We start from the raw sequence: 17,316 nt of genomic DNA, 5'->3' as shown, positions 1-17,316 counted from the left end.
TAAAACAAAAAATAACAACAGTAGCCATTGGACAAAAGTAAATTTAAATACAAAAAAACCTCCGTAGTGTACCTCTAACTTTGTTCTGAGGTAAAAGAAAAGTCATGCAAGTTATCAATGAGTAGTTGAGAATACACATAACAAACATGACAAACGGATGACGGACTTAACAATGAGCTTTGACCCTGGTGCTTCATTAAATAAAGTGGTGTACCAGGTTAGGGACGAAAAAACACCAAATCTGCTGGTGATGCAACCGGAAGTCATCTTAGTGACACATGAGGCAATGAAAAGCTATGTGTCAAACCGCATTGGTCATCCCCGCCCTGAAGCAGAAGCTTGGGGGGTAGTAGATAACAAGTGTTTTGTGGTGGGATGTCTTGCACGGGAGTTTCTGGCAGATGCGGGAATGCGGGAACTGAAGTACGAACGAGCGGTGTACAAGGTGCTGGCAGCAGTTGGAGCAATTAAGCAAATTTTGGGACTGCCAACAAAGTTTTCTGTGTCGTTGGCGGTGTTGTTGCCTTGGAATGAATATCCAGACAGAGAGCGCTTTGAAAGGCTGCTGCGGGCAAGTTTGAAGAATTACACATTTAGGGATGAGCGGTTACGAGTCAAGCTAGAACACTTTGAATGCCGTCCCGAAGGAAGTGGACTAGCGATGAGTCGGCTTAGTACCAAAGGGTTGGACTGGTTTCGTTCCCGGTCAATTGCCACGCTGATGTTTGGGCATCGGAACACAAGTGCTTTGGTATTTATAGAGGGCAAGCTGAACCACATTCATACCACGACAACAGATTTGGGCTTTCACCAAATGGTTGAGATGGTAGTGCGGCGAACAAGTGGACAAAATGCGGACACGCTCACGAAGGCAATTTTTAGTGCAGGTGCTGCGATTAGTGAAACCCAAAGCGCGATTGCAGCATTGGCACAAAGTCGAGATGAGCATCTCAAGGCTGAAGAAGTAAGGGTAATTACCAGTGCGATTGCGTCGTCGCGAACCCAATACTGGCGACGGCTCAGTGCATGGTTGGATACAACATTGCAACCGCAGTTGAATGTGGCAGAGGTCATTTTGTGTGGTGGTGCAGCACATTACTTCAAGAAGGAATTGCAAGAATATTTCTCTGGTACACCGACATATTGGGGGGATGAATTAATGAAGCAGGTACAAACCACAATATTCGCCGATCATCCCAATACAACGGCGCTGGCATTTCGACTGCTCGATGGATTCGGGTTGTTTCTTTATCTCCAAGAACGGGAGGCGGCAATTGTATGAGTGGGCAAACCAGAAAAAGGTTAAACCTGACTCTAAGATATACGCCTTATGCCGATAGTCCTGATGGGGTGGTTCTGAGTTATCTCAATTGTTCTCAAATGCGGGTGCTGAAGAAAACAGTGCTAGAAACTTTGTCAATGTGCTGGTTAGCGCTGGCTTACCAAGAGCGAGGGAATTTACCCCCAGAGGAATTGCGGTTAGTTGCACTCGGCTGTGTGGATGCTTTGGAGAAACACATCAGTTATCTGAGGGCTGCATTTCGGTTAGAGAGTCCAACCGTCCAAAATTCAACTTTTCGAGAAGTGATGGCTCCAGTGGTGTATGCTTCCACGCCACCAACTGTTAAGAATATCTCCACGAATGGTGAGAGTAGGGAAGAATCCGCGAGTTTCGAGGGCGGCTCGAAAAGGAATTTGTATTTAGATAGTCAAGAACTTTTTGGATAAGACGATGCCACGAACAAAAAAGACTGAACCAATAGATAAGCAAGTTGAGCAATTGAAACTAGAAAATCCGAAAACGTCGCAACCTTTAAATGAGAAAGTTGAAGGTAGCGAGCATCAGGAACATCAAGAGTTTAATGCTGCAACGAGCGCTATTCCCACAAGTGAACTGGATGCAGAAAATGGCTTAAACGAGCATCAGGAACATCAAGAGTCTAATGCTGGAACGAGCGTTATTCCTACAAGTGAACTAGATGCAGAAAATGGCTTAAACGAGCATCAGGAACATCAAGAATCTAGGGCTGGAACAAGCGCCATTCCTACAAGTGAACTGGATGCAGAAAATGGCTCAAAAGAAGCTTTGGTAAATCCCAAAACCCCGACTAAAATTCACCTTATCGATGGCGAGAAGGGAGGAGTTGGTAAGTCGTTGTTTGCCAGAACTTTGATGCAGTACGCTATAGATAAGCAAATGAAGCTAACGCTGGTAGATGCCGATCGCACAAATGCCGATGTAAGTGAAGTTTACCCGGATGGAGCCATAACTGCCTCATTTAGTGAAGATGAGAAAAAATCTTATGATGCTGACGAGATTTTTAATTTGGCATTAACTCAATCAGTGGTTGTGAATCTCCCGGCGCAGGTTTATCCCCTCGTCAACGAATGGATTTCACGCAACAGTGTTCTTGAAGTCGGCGCTCAATATGATGTGGCAGTAGTCAAATGGTTCGTCTGTACTGGGGCATATGACAGTGTGAAGTTATTCATTGAATCACTCGACAAGTTTAAGGACACTATTACTCATGTTCTGGTGAAGAACTACGCGATGTGTGATGAGTGGGAGCGGGTATTAGAGAAGCCAGAACTAAAAAGTGCGATCGCTAAGTATAAAGTCAAGCAAGTTATCTTTCCTAAACTGTCGTTTCGAGAGCGGGATATCCTCTTAGAAGAAAAGCTCACTTTTGCTGCTGCAAAGAATTACACCCAGAAGCTGGGGGTATTGGGAACTCAGCGGGTGCATTCATTTTTGAAACAGGCACATGGCGAGTTGGATAAAGTGGGGTTACTGCCGTGATGGGGAGTGAATTTGAGCTATCGGGTGAAAAGTCAGTCAATAAGAGCCGATTAGATGCTGCACTTGAGGGCTACGGCGATGAATTCAAGGGCAAAGTCTTGGACATCGTTCATAAGACTGGGTTAGAACCTGATGACCCCTTATTCCTCGTTCTAGCTGCAACGGGCAGGTTGGAAGTGTTGCTTGAAGATGCCCCGGATACTTTAGAGCAGCTATTTAAGAACTGGAGCCGTGAACTGGCTCGTAACCTCGAATTAGTCGAGTCAGCAACCGTAGAGCGTCAGAAATTAGCGATCGCTAAGGCAGCTGGGGAATTGATTCGTAAAGCTCAGATTTCTGAAGGGCAAAGATTGCTCACTTCCTTGGTTCCCGCTGCTGGCTTACTTTTAGCGATACTGAGTGTCGGGTTCATCATGGGCATGAGCATTCCTCCCTGGTTGGCTGGTGGGTTCGATCCAACTGGACCACGTCACCTGACTTTAAGCCAAGCCGAAACACTGCGCTGGGCTGAGTCAGGGGAAGGGAAGTTTGCCCGTAATCTCATGCAGTGGAATCGGGGATATTTGGATAATAAAGAATGTGTTAAAGATGTGCAAAGGCTGAAAGTGGTGTTGAATTTGGACGGTCGGCGGGCTAAGTCGGGATTTTGTTTGGTGTGGGTAGTGCCAGCGGATAAGCGCGAGTTTGAGAAGTAAGAAATGCATTTGCGTCATGAGCTATCCCGTTGTCCTCTACCCAAAGCTGCTGGTTGACTTCATAGCAGATAATCCAATGCCACCAACTGTGGAACCAGGGGTAGTCGGCGTGGTCAAGGTACGTTCGCGCAGCGTGCGCGCAGCGCAATCGCTACCCCTTGAAACCTCCAAAAAATTGATGGATGCTCGCACTGTCGAGCATCAAAATTATTGGTTTTTCTATCCCTGTATTGTGATGGGATATGCCAGCTTGATGGTGTTAAACATTCTGGGGGTTTTTGGAGATTGGGGGTGGATGGTGTTAGGAGGTGGGGCAATTGGGAGTGGGTTCTTGCTTTATCAACTTTTGAAAGCAGATATAAATCGCTTTTTCTCAAATTCTTCAACTAAGAAGAGTGTTAATGAACATTCAACTAACATTAAAAATGAAAAATTATCTGCTCCCCATGTCGTGAATCGTGGGGACTTAAAGCAAAGGCAGTTCCTACAACAACGACTAAAAAAGCTCAAACTCACTCTCCACAATCGAGTGAGAAAACCGGACGGTGTGAGTGATGCACCAACTGGCGCATCTGAGGTTGTATTCAAACAAGTTCTGGAGCGGCATTTTCCGGGGCGGGTACAAACTCAGCTGAGGTTTCCGATAGACGGGACAGAGTATTCCTATAGCATCGACTTTGCGATTTTATTTGATGAGATTGGACTCGCTATTGATTGTGAAATTGATGAACCTTACGCTTACAATTCAAGAAAGCCGACTCACTGTGTAGACCAGCCCCAAGATTCTCAACGCAATTCTTTCTTTTTGGAGGGCAATTGGATTGTAATTCGGTTTGCAGAAGAACAGGTGGTGCGGTATCCAGAGTCTTGCTGTAAGCAGATTGCCAGCGCGATCGCCTTAATTATGGGGATAGAGCGGTATCAAAAGAAGTTTCAGGATGTGCCTGCTGTACCCCGAATGCGGCAATGGACGAAGCGGCATGCTAAGAAAATGGCAAAGTTAAAATACCGTGAGCGGTATCTCGCAATTAATGGTTTTACTTAAAACGGAGTTATGCGGGAGTTCGTGCAAAACTTACTTTGGCGCACAGCGAGCGGTCTTAACCTGTCACAAACGGTCTCAACCAGATGTACCAATTAGGTAATGCTCATTTCACCCTTACCCGACGGAGGACACGGTGACGTGTTCCTCTCTACCCAGCAATTATTCTGACAATCCGCTTTCATTTCTCGAACTTCTATCAATAGCGGTAGCTGTTGGTCTATACAAATCTGCTCGGCTTGGTTTAGATAATTTTGTAAGTCTTCCTGGGATACAGTATTAGTTTGGCGGCAGGACTTGGTTAGCTCTATTAGCACTCTAGCTTCTTCAGCACGATTACCAATTTGTTGAAAAATATTCAAACTTTCTTTAAGATTTGCAATAGCTTCATTAATAATATTTACAATATTACAATCATTTTGTATCATGTCTCTCTGAGTTATTCCTAACTGATACAAAGCATCTGCTTCATGATAAAGGCTACTAAGTTCACGAGCAATCTTTAAGTATTCTTTAAATGAATTGATAGAATTTTGATATTCACCTAATCCTCTTTGGGCTATAGCCAAATTTCTTATTGACCTACCCTCATATTCTCTATCATTTATCTTGAGGGAAATTTTTCTACTTTCTAGGGTAAAATTTATGGCACTTCGATAATCACCAATATAATTATAAACTATAGAGAAATTATGCAACGCATACTCCTCGCATCTTAAGTTTTTAATTTCTCTAGAAACTTTTAAGTAATTTTCTAAGTATTTAATAGCAAGACCGTATTCACCTTTTTCTATATATGTTCCTCCCAAATTACCGAAAGCAATGCCTTCAGCCTCTTTAGAACTTATTTGACGTGCAATATCTAAGGATTTTTTAAAAAAAATAAGTGCTATATCATATTTTTGTTTTTGATGATATACTACTCCAATATATTCTAAAGCTTTACATTTAATAGTATAATCTTTGATGCTATTAACAATTTTTAAACACTTATGTAAATATTCAAGAGCTATTTCTGAGTTGTATACATCTAAATAATTAAGTCCTACATTTAATAGTGATCTTGCTTCTCTTTGGCGTTCTTTAACTAAACGAGACAAAGACAAACTATGTTGTAAATACTCAAGTGCAATTTTATATTGCCTCAAACAATGATGTAAATAACCCAAATTGCATAAAATATCAATATGACAATAAGGAGAAGTTATTAATTGCTCTCCATCTTTCCAATTATCTGGTATTAGAGTCTCATATAAATTAATCAGTAGCTCAAAATGACTACACTGTCGAAGATACTCATAAGCTTTAAAAACTGCAGATGCGGCTTCATCCCAATCTTGTGCTTGACAAGCATGATAGTGGGCTCTCAGCAGGGGCTTGACATCCTCAAACTCTTTCCACTCAGCCTCTAGTTTAGCAATGCTGAAAAAATAGCCGTATGCTCTACGATGAGCCGTGCGGGAGGATTCATGATTAAGGAGATAAGAGGCTTTCTCTTGTACCAAAGGGTGTATCTGAAAAGATTGATGTTCATGGTTGTAGTTCAACAGTTGTCTACGTTTCAGTGCTAGAATAATGTTCTCCTTCAGGTCACGTTCGCTTGTCTCTGGCATTTGGGCAGCAATTCCATCGTAGAAAAGTGGGTATTCTGGCGTTTGGTATACAGAAATTTGACTTATACAAATAGATTCTTCATCACTAAGGCGATTAATTACTTCATCAATCAAACTATCAAGGTCTCGAATTAGCAACCATTTGCGGTCTCGCAAAAATTTGCCAGCCTGTCCATTAAACTCTTCCTGAATCACTGCTGCCACAATTTCTAGGGCTTTGGGATGTCCTTCATAGCGTTTTGCTAGCTCTGCTAATTCTTCTGAGTTAGCGGTAAAATCAAAAGAGCGCAGCAAGGTGACAGCAGACTGTTGATCTAGTCCACCTAGACTTAAGGTATAGGTTTCTCGTCCTTGCAATTGTGCTAGAGATTCTCGGCTAGTAAAAATTACTTTGCTTTGATGCTCCGTTTCTACTAGCTGCCTAAATAACCAAGTATACTCAGTATACTCATCAGCAAAATAACCTGCCCGCTTTGCTTGTTTAGTTTTTAAAATTGTTTCAACATTATCCAGCACTATGAGGCATGGCTTATCTCTGAGTAACTTCACCAGTCGTTCGGTCTTTTTGAAATAGTCATCCTGAAGCGTCACGGCAGGTGTAATTTCGCCACTGGAAAGAGTCAGTAGCAGAGAATCCATAACTCCATCAAATCGCGGTGGTATACCAGTGACAGAACGCAGGGATTCCCAGGTTGCCGCGACAAAAGAGGCGTTTTCGGAGTATAGTTGGCGAACTAGCTTACTGGCAAGGGTGGTTTTACCAATACCAGCTAAACCAACAACACACATAGCTGTGATAGTAATTGCCCTAGTTTGTGGATTAAGAATCTGAGATTTTAAAGTGTCAAGTTCCCTTGACCTCCCCACCCAATTCCTTACAGGCGCTATTTTTTCAGGCAGTGCAAAGCCTTCATTTTCTAAATGCTCCATCGAAGTAGAGTCTCGCGCAAAAATGTAGTCACCCTCCTCTAGTTCATAAGTACTAAAGGAGACATCAGGTGAATTTCCTTGTTCGAGATGTTGTTGAGTACAGTTGTTTACTTCTTCCCCAGCAGAGGTATCCAAATCTGCTATCTCTTGCGAGTTCAACCCCAATTTTTCGCACAGATCTAAGAAGTATAGACGGTCAACTCGTTTGCCATTGAGGAATTTGCTAACTGTATCTAAACAGTATCCTATACTCTCTGCTAAAGCTTGCTGAGTTACGAATTCTTTCCTTACAGCCGACTTTGCTTTCTTAACACACTCCGGACGCACCCTTAGAGATCGTGACACGATGCCTCTTGAGCAAACTAATTTAGTTTATAGAAGTATATTATACCAGATCAAAGTCAGATAAAAGTCAGTAATTTCTAAGCCTCTTTCTCAGTAATTTCAGGAACAACTCAGTGAGCCATCTGCTTTGATGATTATTAGAGATGCGATCGCAGTAAAAAACCATCATCGTATTAAACATTATGAGCAAGGCACTAAAGCGATTAAATATGTCCCTTAAACAAAGGGCAACAGTACAGTTGGGTATTGGACCAATGAGTATTCATTGCGTGGATGCAGTAATAGAAATGGCAAATGCTGCTCGGCATCCACTTATGCTTGTTGCTAGCCGTCGTCAAATTGAATCTGCTTCAAAAGGAGCTAATAGCGTGCCTCGTATCAAAATTCTTATCCTTACTGCCAATCCCGTCAACACTGCTCACCTTCAATTGGAGCGAGAAGTTAGCGAAATTGAAGATGCATTGCAGGAATCAACCCTTCGCGATCAGTTTGAAATCATTAGTAGAGGTGCTGTAACAGTCGATGACTTAAGTGCCACAATCCAGCGGCACAATCCAGACTTAGCTCATTTCTCTGGTCACGGTACTGGCGAAAATGGTTTAGTTTTTGAAGACAAGAACGGAAAGCTCAAACTTGTTCCTGACGATGCTCTGATTGAGATGTTTAGGCTTGCCAAGAAAAGTGTCAAATGCGTCTTTCTTAACGCCTGTTATTCTGAGAAACAAGCCGAAGCGATTTACCAACAGATTGATTGCGTCATAGGCATGAATCGACCAATTAGTGACCAAACCGCTATACGGTTTGCGCCTAAATTTTACGCTGCTCTTGCCGAGGGTAGCTCCTTTCAGGATGCCTTTGATTGGGCTAAAACCTGTTTGCGCCTTGACAGCAACCTCGAAGCCACTACTCCTGTTCAAAAGATTCGCCAAGGCGCTGCCAACCTCTTCTCCACATCTCAACTCTCCAGTGAAGCAATGACTACACCTAAACAATCACCCCAACCTACTCCACATAAGTCAATGATCGTTGGCGATGTCAAAATTAACGGCAGTAATAATCCTTTCCATGCCATCCAAGGTGACGGCAATACTGTCTCCCAAACCATTAGTCAGTCTGCAAGCACATCATCTGATTTCCAAACTGCGATCGCTGCACTAAAGCAACTCGAAAACGCGATTGTTATCAATGATGCGCTCAATTCAACACAGAAAATGATGACAAATATCCCAATTAGCGTGATTGAAACTGAGTTACAGCAACTAAAACCGAATAAGGGTATTGTTGATGAAGCGATCGTGGCTCTTAAACAAGCCCTAGCAGGTGTTGTCACTTTAGCAGAACCCGTAACGAAAGTTACTGAACTGCTTGCAAAAGCAGGGCTGGTGTAACTATGCCTCAACACAATTCCCAGAATCAACCGACTCGACAACAAATTATTGGTGATATTCAGATTTCAGGCAATAAAAATGTCTTCAATAATGTTCAGGGTGACAACAATATTCTGCATTTCTTCAGCTATGAAATTACACCTTATGGGGGCGTGGTTAATATTCTTCCGCCAGAGCAAGCGCCTCGTGTAACGGCTCTACCAACTCCTATTGAATTGCGTCCTAAGTTTTTCCCAGACTTGCTTGGGCGTAAAACGGAAATGGAGCAGATAATCGCTGCCCTTGAAGCATCTCAAACCATTGAGCTTTATGGAGCAGCAGGAGTCGGTAAATCGGTGCTTTTACGGCATCTTGCTCACCATTCGATTACTAAGTCTCAGCAGCTTTTTCCAGATGGAGTGATCTATTTTCACTTACGTCGGCAAGAGCCTGTTGAAGATATGCAGCAACGGCTCTTTGATGCGTTCTACAAAAGTGAACCCTATTTCAAGCCCTCAACTGTTCGAGTTCGGCAGGATTTGCAGAACAAGCGTGCCCTGGTAATCTTGGACAACTCAAGTTTATCCCGCAAGGATATTGAAAAGCTGTGGGAAATTGCACCAAATTGTGTTTACGTATTCTCATCTGTTGAGCGTCATCTGTGGGAGGGTCAACCCATTCAGGTGGGTGGAATTTCACAGGATGGTGCATTAGCGTTGATAGAACGTGAGTTAGGTCGATCACTCACGGATCGAGAACAAATAGCAGCCGAAGCACTTTGTACGAGTCTTAGCGGATACCCGCTTGAGATTCTTCAACAGCTTGCAGGAGTGCGCGAGAACAAGGAATGCTTGGCGGATGTCGCGGGTCGAGTTCAAAATAATACATCACAAAAAGCTCGAATTGAACAACTGCTCAAACCCCTCAGCCATCGACAGCGTTCAGTTATAGCTGCACTGGCGGCTTTAGGAGGAATTGCACTCACAGCGAATCAAGCATCCGCGATCGCAGAAGTTCAAGGCACAAAAGCAGACCTTGACATATTGGAAAAGATGCACCTTGTGCAGCAGGAAGGCTCTCGCTACAGCTTAAGCACAAATTTGCTGATTTCTGTCCGACAGATGGAGAATCTAACACCTTATTTGGAACGGGCTGTATCCTTTTTCACGAAGTGGGCACAACAGGCAATCCCTGAAGAGTTGAAACAAGAATCTGAAGCAGTTTCCCATTTATTACAGTGGTCAGTTGAGCAGGGTCGATGGAACAATGTGCTGATGCTTGGAAAGCCTTTTGAAAGTGCATTAGCCTTATCAGGACAGTGGGAACTTCAGGATCGGGTACTTCAATGGTATCAGCAAGCAGCGGAAAACTCAGGCAATAAAACTGCGATCGCGTGGGCTGCTCATGAAATGGGAGTTCGTTCTTTTTGCCTGGGTGAAAGTTTTAGGGCAAGGAACTTACTGAGTAAAGCCTTCAAGCTGCGAGAAGAACTGGGAGACTCGCGTGGTGCGGAACTTACTCAACATCATTTGAATTTAAAGATTCCCACTGCTCCCCCAATTCCAGAACCACCTGACCCAAGCCCTCCTCAACCTTCCCCTTGGACAGAAATTTTCAAAAAAGCTCTTGTACCTGCTTTAGTTACAGGTGGCTTGCTCGGCGTAGGTGGAGTTTTATTATCAGTCAAAACAAATCTCTCCCCCAAAACTCCTCCCGAAACGCTACCTTCAACATTAAGTCCTCAACAAACTCCCGATCAAGTCCTTAAACCTGAACCTACTCCAGTTCCAAGTTGTGTTGCTGCTAATGTTGAGAAAGAACTAAGTGTTTACGATCAACCAGATTATAATTCGCAACCAGCCGCATATCTTTCTCCGAGAGAACCAGCAACAACTACCGCAATGCGGCAAGACAATTTCGTAGAAATTAGTGCCCCAGTCAGAGGTTGGATTGATGAAACCAATGTACTTTCTTGTGATTCTTCTGCTGATAAATTTGGCAAAGCACCTAAACTCATAAAAGATCCTTCAATACGCAAATGCGTTGCTGCTGATGTGAAAACTGCTCTGGGTGTACGTTTTGAGCCATATCTAAATGCAAAAATCGTTAGGAAAATCTCTCCGAGAGAGAAAGCAACAACTACTGGAATGAGGCAAGGTACTTTTATAGAAATAAGTGAGCCAGACAAAGGATGGATCAATGAAGCTTATATAGTACGTTGTGATACTGCTCCTGGGGATTACGAACGAGCACCTAAACCCATAAAAGATTCTTCAATACCCAAATGCGTTGCTGCTGATGTGAAAACTCGTCTAAACATACGTTCTGAGCCATATCTCAACGCAAAAATCGTTAGGAAAATCTCTCCGAGAGAGAAAGCAACAACTACTGGAATGAAGCAAGGTACTTTTATAGAAATAAGTGAGCCAGACAAAGGATGGATTAATAAAGCTCATACAGTACGTTGTGACACTACTGCAACTCGAACTCCAAGCTCGAACGATAGCCCAACTCGAACTCCAAGCCCGAACGATAGCCCAACTCCAACTCCAAGCTCGAACGATAGCCCAACTCCAACTCCAAGCCCGAACGATAGCCCAACTCCAACTCCAAGCTCGAACGATAGCCCAACTCCAACTCCAAGCTCGAACGATAGCCCAACTCCTAAAAAACAAACTGGAAGATTTGAGGGCACTTGGGTTGGCAAAACTGAACAAGGATACGATATTTCTTTTCAAGTAGTACCTTCTCCTAATGGTGAATCAGTCATTAATCTTTTGGTATCATTCAATTTTGAGAATTCATGTCCTATAGGTAGAATTACCTTCAGTTCGCTACAGGATGCCTACATATGGGAGCCAGCTAACTCTTTTAAGCTTCTTAGTTTAACAGAGAGGAGTGCAACTGCGTCTGTAAAAGGTGCATTTACATCACATCTAACTGCATCTGGCAAACTAGAAGTTGTGGATACTCGCAATCCAAGCGAAAGATTGAATAGTCCATGTTCTTTTAATAATGTCGTCAGTTGGAGTGCAAGTAAGCAGTAGGAGTAAACTGATGCTTCTGACATGGAAGGGCAATTGTGCGTTGGAGTTGTTGAGCGATCCTGTATAAAATCGCGGAGCTATGCAACTGATGCTTTTGTCAAGGTGCAGCACCCCTCTACGAAAAACAGCTTGACGAAGCAGGGGCAATGCTGGTGATATCTGACTTTACTGACTCAAAACTGTGGGCAATGTTGGAATCATCTTAATAGGCTTAATAGTAGCGTAACTGCTACCAAATGCCACGCAAGATCTGAAACCTTTACTATGGGGATCCAGTCACTTAGTACACTATACCAATTAGACACTGTTTTTCGTCTACTTTTTTGGAATGAAGTTTAACAGTTTTTAACCCGTCCGAAAAAGAGTTGGTTAACAGAAACTTTACACAGCACTGCAAAAAAACCCCAGATCTATCTCCCTTAGTCAACCCAACTGCTAAAAAGCACGCGTGGTCGCACTATCACACTACAACCTCACAAGATAGCTGCACAGCATTGGCTTAAGATTTCGCTACATCATCTACTAGGAATACCCATTACCCGGCATAGCCCCAAAACGTCCTCGTTCACATTCACAATAATGCTTTTGGGTCCGTATTGTAGGGTTTAACGTTCCATTTGGGAACGGTTCTTAGCCGTGTTCTTAGCTTCAGCGATTCCAGTCCAATAGGTTTTTTCTGCTTCGGATAGCCGATTAATTTCGGCTGGCTGACCTTTTTGTGCCTTGTATATGGTTTCGCGATCGCTCGCGCGCACATCAATGATCTGCAGTGTGTCGGTTGGGGTGTGGTACATGGCTGTGTAAATCCCTGCAAAGGAGCCAACGGTTCGTTTCACGATTTCTGGTTCCAGGCAGTTGCAGCGATGATTTGAGCATTGGTATCATCCAGGTAAAACTCATAAACTGGCACGCCACTTCGCTCACAGCGCAATGGCTCAATGACTTTGGTGAAGGGGTTCCAAACAGCAGTGACGATGCGTTTGGTTTTCTTGCGAACCAATTCGCACTGAATATGAACTGTGGGCAGGTGAATCACCATCACACTATACAAAGAAGCTTCCACATTCAGAGAATACCGTTCTTCCAAGTCTGCCAATTTGCGTTCTAGCTCCTTGTTAGTAGCTTCCATTCGAGCCAGTTCTCTTTCTTTATCTTCCCCTGACAACTGACGGGATTGAATCCGATTGTGAATTTCCACAGCGATTGTGTCGTAGTATGTTTTCAGTCGGTCTTCATCTCTGGCTTTTGCCCTGGCTAACTTCGCCTGCCAGTTCTTTAGGTCAGATTGCACCAATTGAGCAGAGGTGCGCTCAATTAAACTGGAAATCTCCTCTACTGACTTTTCTGAAATTGCTTCTGGATGCTCTACCACAAGACGGTCAGATTCCCAAAACAATGCATCGCCAATTTCGACGGGAGTAACTTGAGTCAGTTCGTTGATGATGAAGGAAACCATGCCGACTCTTTTTTCATCAGCTTCAGCAGTATACGCTACATGACACCACAGATAACGGGTTGTCTCCGGTTTTGCCTCCAAGAAACGAATTAAGCCGTTCTGGGGCTTTAGCGTTTGCAGGAGTTGTTTCTCGAATCCGGTGGTTTTCAGGTAGCCTAAGTAGTTGATAGCGATCGCACTCACTGAACCCCGATTTCCCATAATGTGCGAGAATCGACTCAACAATTCCGAGTGATAGGTGACAAAAACACTGCCAGGTACATCGGCTTTTGTGGAGAGTGTCACCTCTTCGGACAGGTGCAACTGTTTGGCAATGTTGGCAGTCAGCAGCACCATCATTTGGTTGTCACCTTCAGGTTCGGCGACTCCATCATATAGGGATACTAGTTTTGATAGGGTGGAAAGAATTGGATCGGACATCATCTGGGGCAATGGGCATAGGGCATGGGGCATAGGGCATGGGGCATTGTCTTATGACCTACGCCCTATGGAGTTTAAGTAAGCACCGAGTTTGGGTAATAGATCGTCAATAATTGGCTTGAATTTGCTTACCTGTTCATTTGTCAATAGCTGTCTGGCGTAGGCTAGTCTCAACCAACTTATTGTTTCGTACAAAGACCCTCTAGCAATTTTTACAAACCGTCGATTATCTTGGTCATTATACCGACCTCGTCCTTCTGCTATGTTCGCACAAACACTATCAGCAGCCCGAACAATTTGCTTGCCGATAGTATCCTTGACAAAATAGTCCCATTCCTTAACAATATGCCAAATCTCATTAGCTAGCTTTTCAGCCAATTTATAAACCTCCAATTCCTCAAAATCAGGTCGCGCCATCCAAAACATCCATAACCCATTCATCCATCAACCATAACTCATGCCCTATGCCCCATGCCCTATGCCCTATGCCCCATGCCCTACGCTTCAAAATCCTCGCCAAAAATCTGCTCATCCAGTTCCTGGGTTTGCCGATACTGGTCTTTGGCTTTCAATAAGTTATCCGCCAAAGAGTCAAAAGCTGTATCTAGTTCTGGTTTTGCTTGATGCTTCAGCCAGATATCCATGACGATTTCACTAAAGTCAAATTCATCATCCACATTACCTAAAATCGTTTCAATCTCTCCTACGACTAACTCGAACATATTAATTTTGTCGTGAAGAATACGCAAGATATATTCTTCAATACTGTCTTTGAGACAAAAATTAAAGATGAAGACATCCTGGGTTTGTCCGATGCGGTGGATGCGACCAATGCGCTGCTCAATTTTCATTGGGTTCCAGGGCAGGTCGTAGTTGACAATACAGTTGGCAAACTGAATATTACGCCCCTCTCCACCTGTTTCGGATGCTAGCAGTACAGAAACGGTGTCCCGAAATGCGGCGATCGCTGCATCTTTCTCTTTAAGGGACATCCCGCCCTGAAATTCCGCAAAGGGGATATCTGCTGCCCGCAGAGTATCAGCCAAATACGCACTGGTTGCTTTGTGAGTGGTGAAGACTAGGGTTTTATTTTGAGATTTTAAAAGCATCTCTACCAATGCTTTCGCTTTTTCCACCTGCTTAACCTGAGCAGCTCGTCTTGCCAAAGACTTGAGTTCTTCATCCGGTAGGCGTTTGGTGAGTTGTTTGAGGGAGTCAGCCAAAGCACCAGGGGAAGAACCAGCCCGCATTAGCAGATTGGTGCGAGAGAGTCTGTCTAGCTTGTCCTCTGAAGAACGCAGATACTCACTCAAGTCCTGGTAAAGTTTTTGTTCCCCTGCTGCTGGGGTAACGCTAATCGTGGTAGCGAAGCGTTTGGGCAGTTTAACATCCACCAAGGCGCGGGTATTTCGCACCATGACTTCCCGCATCAGGGAGCGCAGTTTTTCTGGATTTTTAGGGACTCGTCCATTGCGGGAATCGACATATTCTTTTTTGAAAGCAGCTTCTGTTTGTAGCAGTCCTGGTTTGAGGAGAGTCAGGAGATTAAACAGTTCGACGAGGGAGTTCTGCACTGGGGTAGCAGTGAGCATGAGGATAAATCGCTTGTTGAGGGCGTTAACCAGTTTCCAGTTGAGGGTACTGCGATTTTTCAGGTGGTGCGCTTCATCCACGACTACCAAATCCCAAGTGCGGCTGGTGACATGCGGGTAGTGTTTGGCAGATTTCGCTGTGTTGAGTGAGGCGATGATGCGGGGGTTATTTGTCCAGAATTCTTCGATGGGTTGTTGCGGGTCGCGGTTGTCCGTGGTGATGGTGGTGATGTTAAATTTATCACTTAATTCTAGTTGCCATTGGGATACTAGGGATGCGGGAGTCAGCACCAGCAGGGATTTAACCATGCCTCTTGCCAGATACTCGGCAATTATTAGTCCAGCTTCAATGGTTTTACCCAATCCAACTTCATCCGCCAGCAATGCACGTCCGCCCAGTTGCCTAAGTACTTTGCGAGCGGTTTCAATTTGATACCAGTATTTGTCAATAGCGGTGAGAGTGGGAAGGCACACTAGTTGGTCATAGTCTGCCATTATGGATAGGTTAAACAGATCTAGACGCGCCTCGTAGAAGTTGATGGGGTCATAGTCACCAGCTTTGAGCGCTTCTAAGGCAGTGGAGGAGTTGAATTTAAACGTATAGTTTTTATCCATAATTAGACTGCTTGGGACAGGTCTTATACCATTTCACTTTAAGGTTAGAACATGGTGGGCAAGTAGTTGTTGAGCAGGGGAAGTCAGCCCCTTCGGGGAATTCAAAATTCAAAATTCACGCGTTCAAAATTGAAGACCCCATGGATGAATCCAGGGGCTTGAATAAAGTTGCTCCGCATTTTTTATTTTCCAGAACCGAAGTTGGGGGCTTGTATCCTTTTCTTTTTTGGTCAAATGTATCAGGATTTTCGTCAAAGGTATTACTTTTGTTTCAAGACTTCTTCAATTTCTGCTAGCTTTTGACGCAGGACTTCCTGAAACTCCATTAGTTGATTTCGTTCTGCTTTCTTCAACGACTCTAGGGAGAGTTTTTGGAGGCGACGAGCCTCTTGTGATACAGGTTTAGTTTTGGTCGTAGAGGTTGATGATGGCTTTTCGTGCGAAGCTATCACTTCACCCACTAATTTTCGGGTAGCGCTGGCAGATAATGTCTCTGTCATGACTTTCTGCGTCGTCTTAACCCTAATTGACTGCGCTGAGGATTCCGTGACTCCCAAATTTTTTGCCGAAAGTTTTTGTAGCGCCATTGCATGAACGCCTTTTAGTCCGCTTCTGATGGCAACTTTGAGGTCTTCTGCCAGGGACAGCATCGGAAAAACGTTGGCATCGATGGAGGCGGGATTGAGTTGTAAATCTAACAATAACCCCAACACTGCCTGCTCTTTTTCACTTAAATCCAAAGCCGCTAGACCTTGCTGTTGTTCATCTGCTGTTACCGTCATCAGCTCTACAACAGAGTTCATTCGTTTCTGTGCGTTCAACCGTCGCACCACTGTTGAGAGAACGCGGGGAATGTCCACTTGTGACAAGTCAGTATTGATAGCTAATTCCCGCACAATTGCCTCAGCTTTATCGAGGGGATTGAGGTCTTCCCGATGCAGCGAGGTCAGTAGCGCTTTTCGGTGCAAGCTAACAGGTTCTGGAATGATGACAGCTTGAAGGTTCTGCCAACCCAAGGCTAGAGCACTGCGCCAGCGCCGCTCCCCATCGAATAGCACTAGGTTCTCACGTTGAATCAGGATAATTGGCTGTAGCTGTCCATCCGCTGCCAAGGAACGTGACATGGATTCGATACTTTCGGGCAAAAATGTCTGTCTGGGTTGCTCTGGGTTCGGTTCAACTTGGTCAACTGGTATCGAAAGGATACCTGTTTGTGATTGGAGTTGCGATCGCAGCGCTTGTAGTTGCGCTTCCAATTCGGTCGAACCGGAGGAACGAAGTTCTTCAATTTCTGCTTTTAATCGCTGGATCTCTTCCTCAGCTTCAGATAACTGCTGAGACTGCTTAGCAGCTGAAAAATAATTGGTGAGGTCAGGAGCTTTACGTGCAGTCAT

General features: G+C 44.1%; 13 protein-coding genes. 7 read left to right on the top strand and 6 right to left on the bottom strand.

Annotated elements, in window-relative coordinates; genetic code table 11:
• The first annotated feature begins 157 nt into the window (after window positions 1–157).
• The 5 genes from ACM0OZ_RS24250 to ACM0OZ_RS24230 are packed head-to-tail and all read left to right on the top strand — an operon-like array spanning window position 158 to window position 4,540.
• On the top strand, window positions 158–1,282 hold the full coding sequence (locus tag ACM0OZ_RS24250; protein WP_414585375.1) for a ParM/StbA family protein: 1,125 nt from the start codon (window positions 158–160) through the stop codon (window positions 1,280–1,282).
• Entirely contained in the window at window positions 1,279–1,728 is a 450-nt protein-coding gene (locus tag ACM0OZ_RS24245; RefSeq protein ID WP_414585374.1) for a hypothetical protein, read from the top strand. The genes ACM0OZ_RS24250 and ACM0OZ_RS24245 overlap by 4 nt, the downstream gene beginning before the upstream one ends.
• 4 nt (window positions 1,729–1,732) lie before the next feature.
• Entirely contained in the window at window positions 1,733–2,800 is a 1,068-nt protein-coding gene (locus tag ACM0OZ_RS24240) for a cobalamin biosynthesis protein CobQ (protein ID WP_414585373.1), read from the top strand.
• Entirely contained in the window at window positions 2,800–3,495 is a 696-nt protein-coding gene (locus tag ACM0OZ_RS24235) for a DUF6753 family protein (RefSeq protein WP_414585405.1), read from the top strand. The genes ACM0OZ_RS24240 and ACM0OZ_RS24235 overlap by 1 nt, the downstream gene beginning before the upstream one ends.
• Before the next feature lie 16 nt (window positions 3,496–3,511).
• The gene (locus tag ACM0OZ_RS24230) at window positions 3,512–4,540 is read left to right on the top strand and encodes a hypothetical protein (RefSeq protein ID WP_414585372.1); all 1,029 of its coding nucleotides are present in this window, start codon (window positions 3,512–3,514) and stop codon (window positions 4,538–4,540) included.
• Window positions 4,541–4,632: 92 nt separating this feature from the next.
• On the opposite strand, the gene ACM0OZ_RS24225 is transcribed toward ACM0OZ_RS24230, so the two are convergent.
• Window positions 4,633–7,215: a tetratricopeptide repeat protein gene (locus ACM0OZ_RS24225; protein ID WP_414585371.1), complete on the bottom strand. Its 2,583-nt coding sequence runs from the start codon at window positions 7,213–7,215 to the stop codon at window positions 4,633–4,635.
• Window positions 7,216–7,607: 392 nt separating this feature from the next.
• Here ACM0OZ_RS24225 and ACM0OZ_RS24220 point away from each other — a divergent pair, with 392 nt between their 5' ends.
• Complete coding sequence (locus ACM0OZ_RS24220; protein ID WP_414585370.1) at window positions 7,608–8,813, top strand: CHAT domain-containing protein; 1,206 nt, start codon at window positions 7,608–7,610, stop codon at window positions 8,811–8,813.
• Window positions 8,814–8,815: 2 nt separating this feature from the next.
• Window positions 8,816–11,839: an NB-ARC domain-containing protein gene (locus ACM0OZ_RS24215; RefSeq protein WP_414585369.1), complete on the top strand. Its 3,024-nt coding sequence runs from the start codon at window positions 8,816–8,818 to the stop codon at window positions 11,837–11,839.
• Between the two features lie 605 nt (window positions 11,840–12,444).
• Here ACM0OZ_RS24215 and ACM0OZ_RS24210 read toward each other — a convergent pair.
• The 5 genes from ACM0OZ_RS24210 to ACM0OZ_RS24190 form a co-directional block, all read right to left on the bottom strand.
• Window positions 12,445–12,675, bottom strand: coding sequence for a hypothetical protein (locus tag ACM0OZ_RS24210; RefSeq protein ID WP_414585368.1), 231 nt, complete (start codon window positions 12,673–12,675; stop codon window positions 12,445–12,447).
• Complete coding sequence (locus ACM0OZ_RS24205) at window positions 12,672–13,718, bottom strand: hypothetical protein (RefSeq protein WP_414585367.1); 1,047 nt, start codon at window positions 13,716–13,718, stop codon at window positions 12,672–12,674. Before ACM0OZ_RS24205 ends, ACM0OZ_RS24210 begins: the two co-directional genes overlap by 4 nt.
• Window positions 13,719–13,766: 48 nt before the next feature.
• Entirely contained in the window at window positions 13,767–14,132 is a 366-nt protein-coding gene (locus ACM0OZ_RS24200) for a four helix bundle protein (protein WP_414585366.1), read from the bottom strand.
• Window positions 14,133–14,212: 80 nt separating this feature from the next.
• A complete protein-coding gene (locus ACM0OZ_RS24195) occupies window positions 14,213–15,922 on the bottom strand; it encodes a DEAD/DEAH box helicase (RefSeq protein ID WP_414585365.1) in 1,710 nt (569 codons plus the stop codon).
• A 260-nt stretch (window positions 15,923–16,182) separates the two neighbouring features.
• A complete protein-coding gene (locus ACM0OZ_RS24190) occupies window positions 16,183–17,316 on the bottom strand; it encodes a ParB/RepB/Spo0J family partition protein (RefSeq protein WP_414585363.1) in 1,134 nt (377 codons plus the stop codon).

The organism is Scytonema sp. PCC 10023, assembly GCF_963920835.1.
In the GTDB taxonomy this organism is placed as follows: domain Bacteria; phylum Cyanobacteriota; class Cyanobacteriia; order Cyanobacteriales; family Nostocaceae; genus Kalymmatonema.
Note: the sequence above shows the minus strand (reverse complement) of the source record. Positions and strands in the feature narration are given on the sequence as shown.

Coding starts and splice junctions, on each gene's coding strand:
- ACM0OZ_RS24250 (WP_414585375.1), top strand. CDS start 158: ATGACGGACTTAACAATGAGCTTTGACCCTGGTGCTTCATTAAATAAA.
- ACM0OZ_RS24245 (WP_414585374.1), top strand. CDS start 1,279: ATGAGTGGGCAAACCAGAAAAAGGTTAAACCTGACTCTAAGATATACG.
- ACM0OZ_RS24240 (WP_414585373.1), top strand. CDS start 1,733: ATGCCACGAACAAAAAAGACTGAACCAATAGATAAGCAAGTTGAGCAA.
- ACM0OZ_RS24235 (WP_414585405.1), top strand. CDS start 2,800: ATGGGGAGTGAATTTGAGCTATCGGGTGAAAAGTCAGTCAATAAGAGC.
- ACM0OZ_RS24230 (WP_414585372.1), top strand. CDS start 3,512: ATGAGCTATCCCGTTGTCCTCTACCCAAAGCTGCTGGTTGACTTCATA.
- ACM0OZ_RS24220 (WP_414585370.1), top strand. CDS start 7,608: ATGAGCAAGGCACTAAAGCGATTAAATATGTCCCTTAAACAAAGGGCA.
- ACM0OZ_RS24215 (WP_414585369.1), top strand. CDS start 8,816: ATGCCTCAACACAATTCCCAGAATCAACCGACTCGACAACAAATTATT.
- ACM0OZ_RS24205 (WP_414585367.1), bottom strand. CDS start 13,718: ATGATGTCCGATCCAATTCTTTCCACCCTATCAAAACTAGTATCCCTA.
- ACM0OZ_RS24200 (WP_414585366.1), bottom strand. CDS start 14,132: ATGGCGCGACCTGATTTTGAGGAATTGGAGGTTTATAAATTGGCTGAA.
- ACM0OZ_RS24195 (WP_414585365.1), bottom strand. CDS start 15,922: ATGGATAAAAACTATACGTTTAAATTCAACTCCTCCACTGCCTTAGAA.
- ACM0OZ_RS24190 (WP_414585363.1), bottom strand. CDS start 17,316: ATGACTGCACGTAAAGCTCCTGACCTCACCAATTATTTTTCAGCTGCT.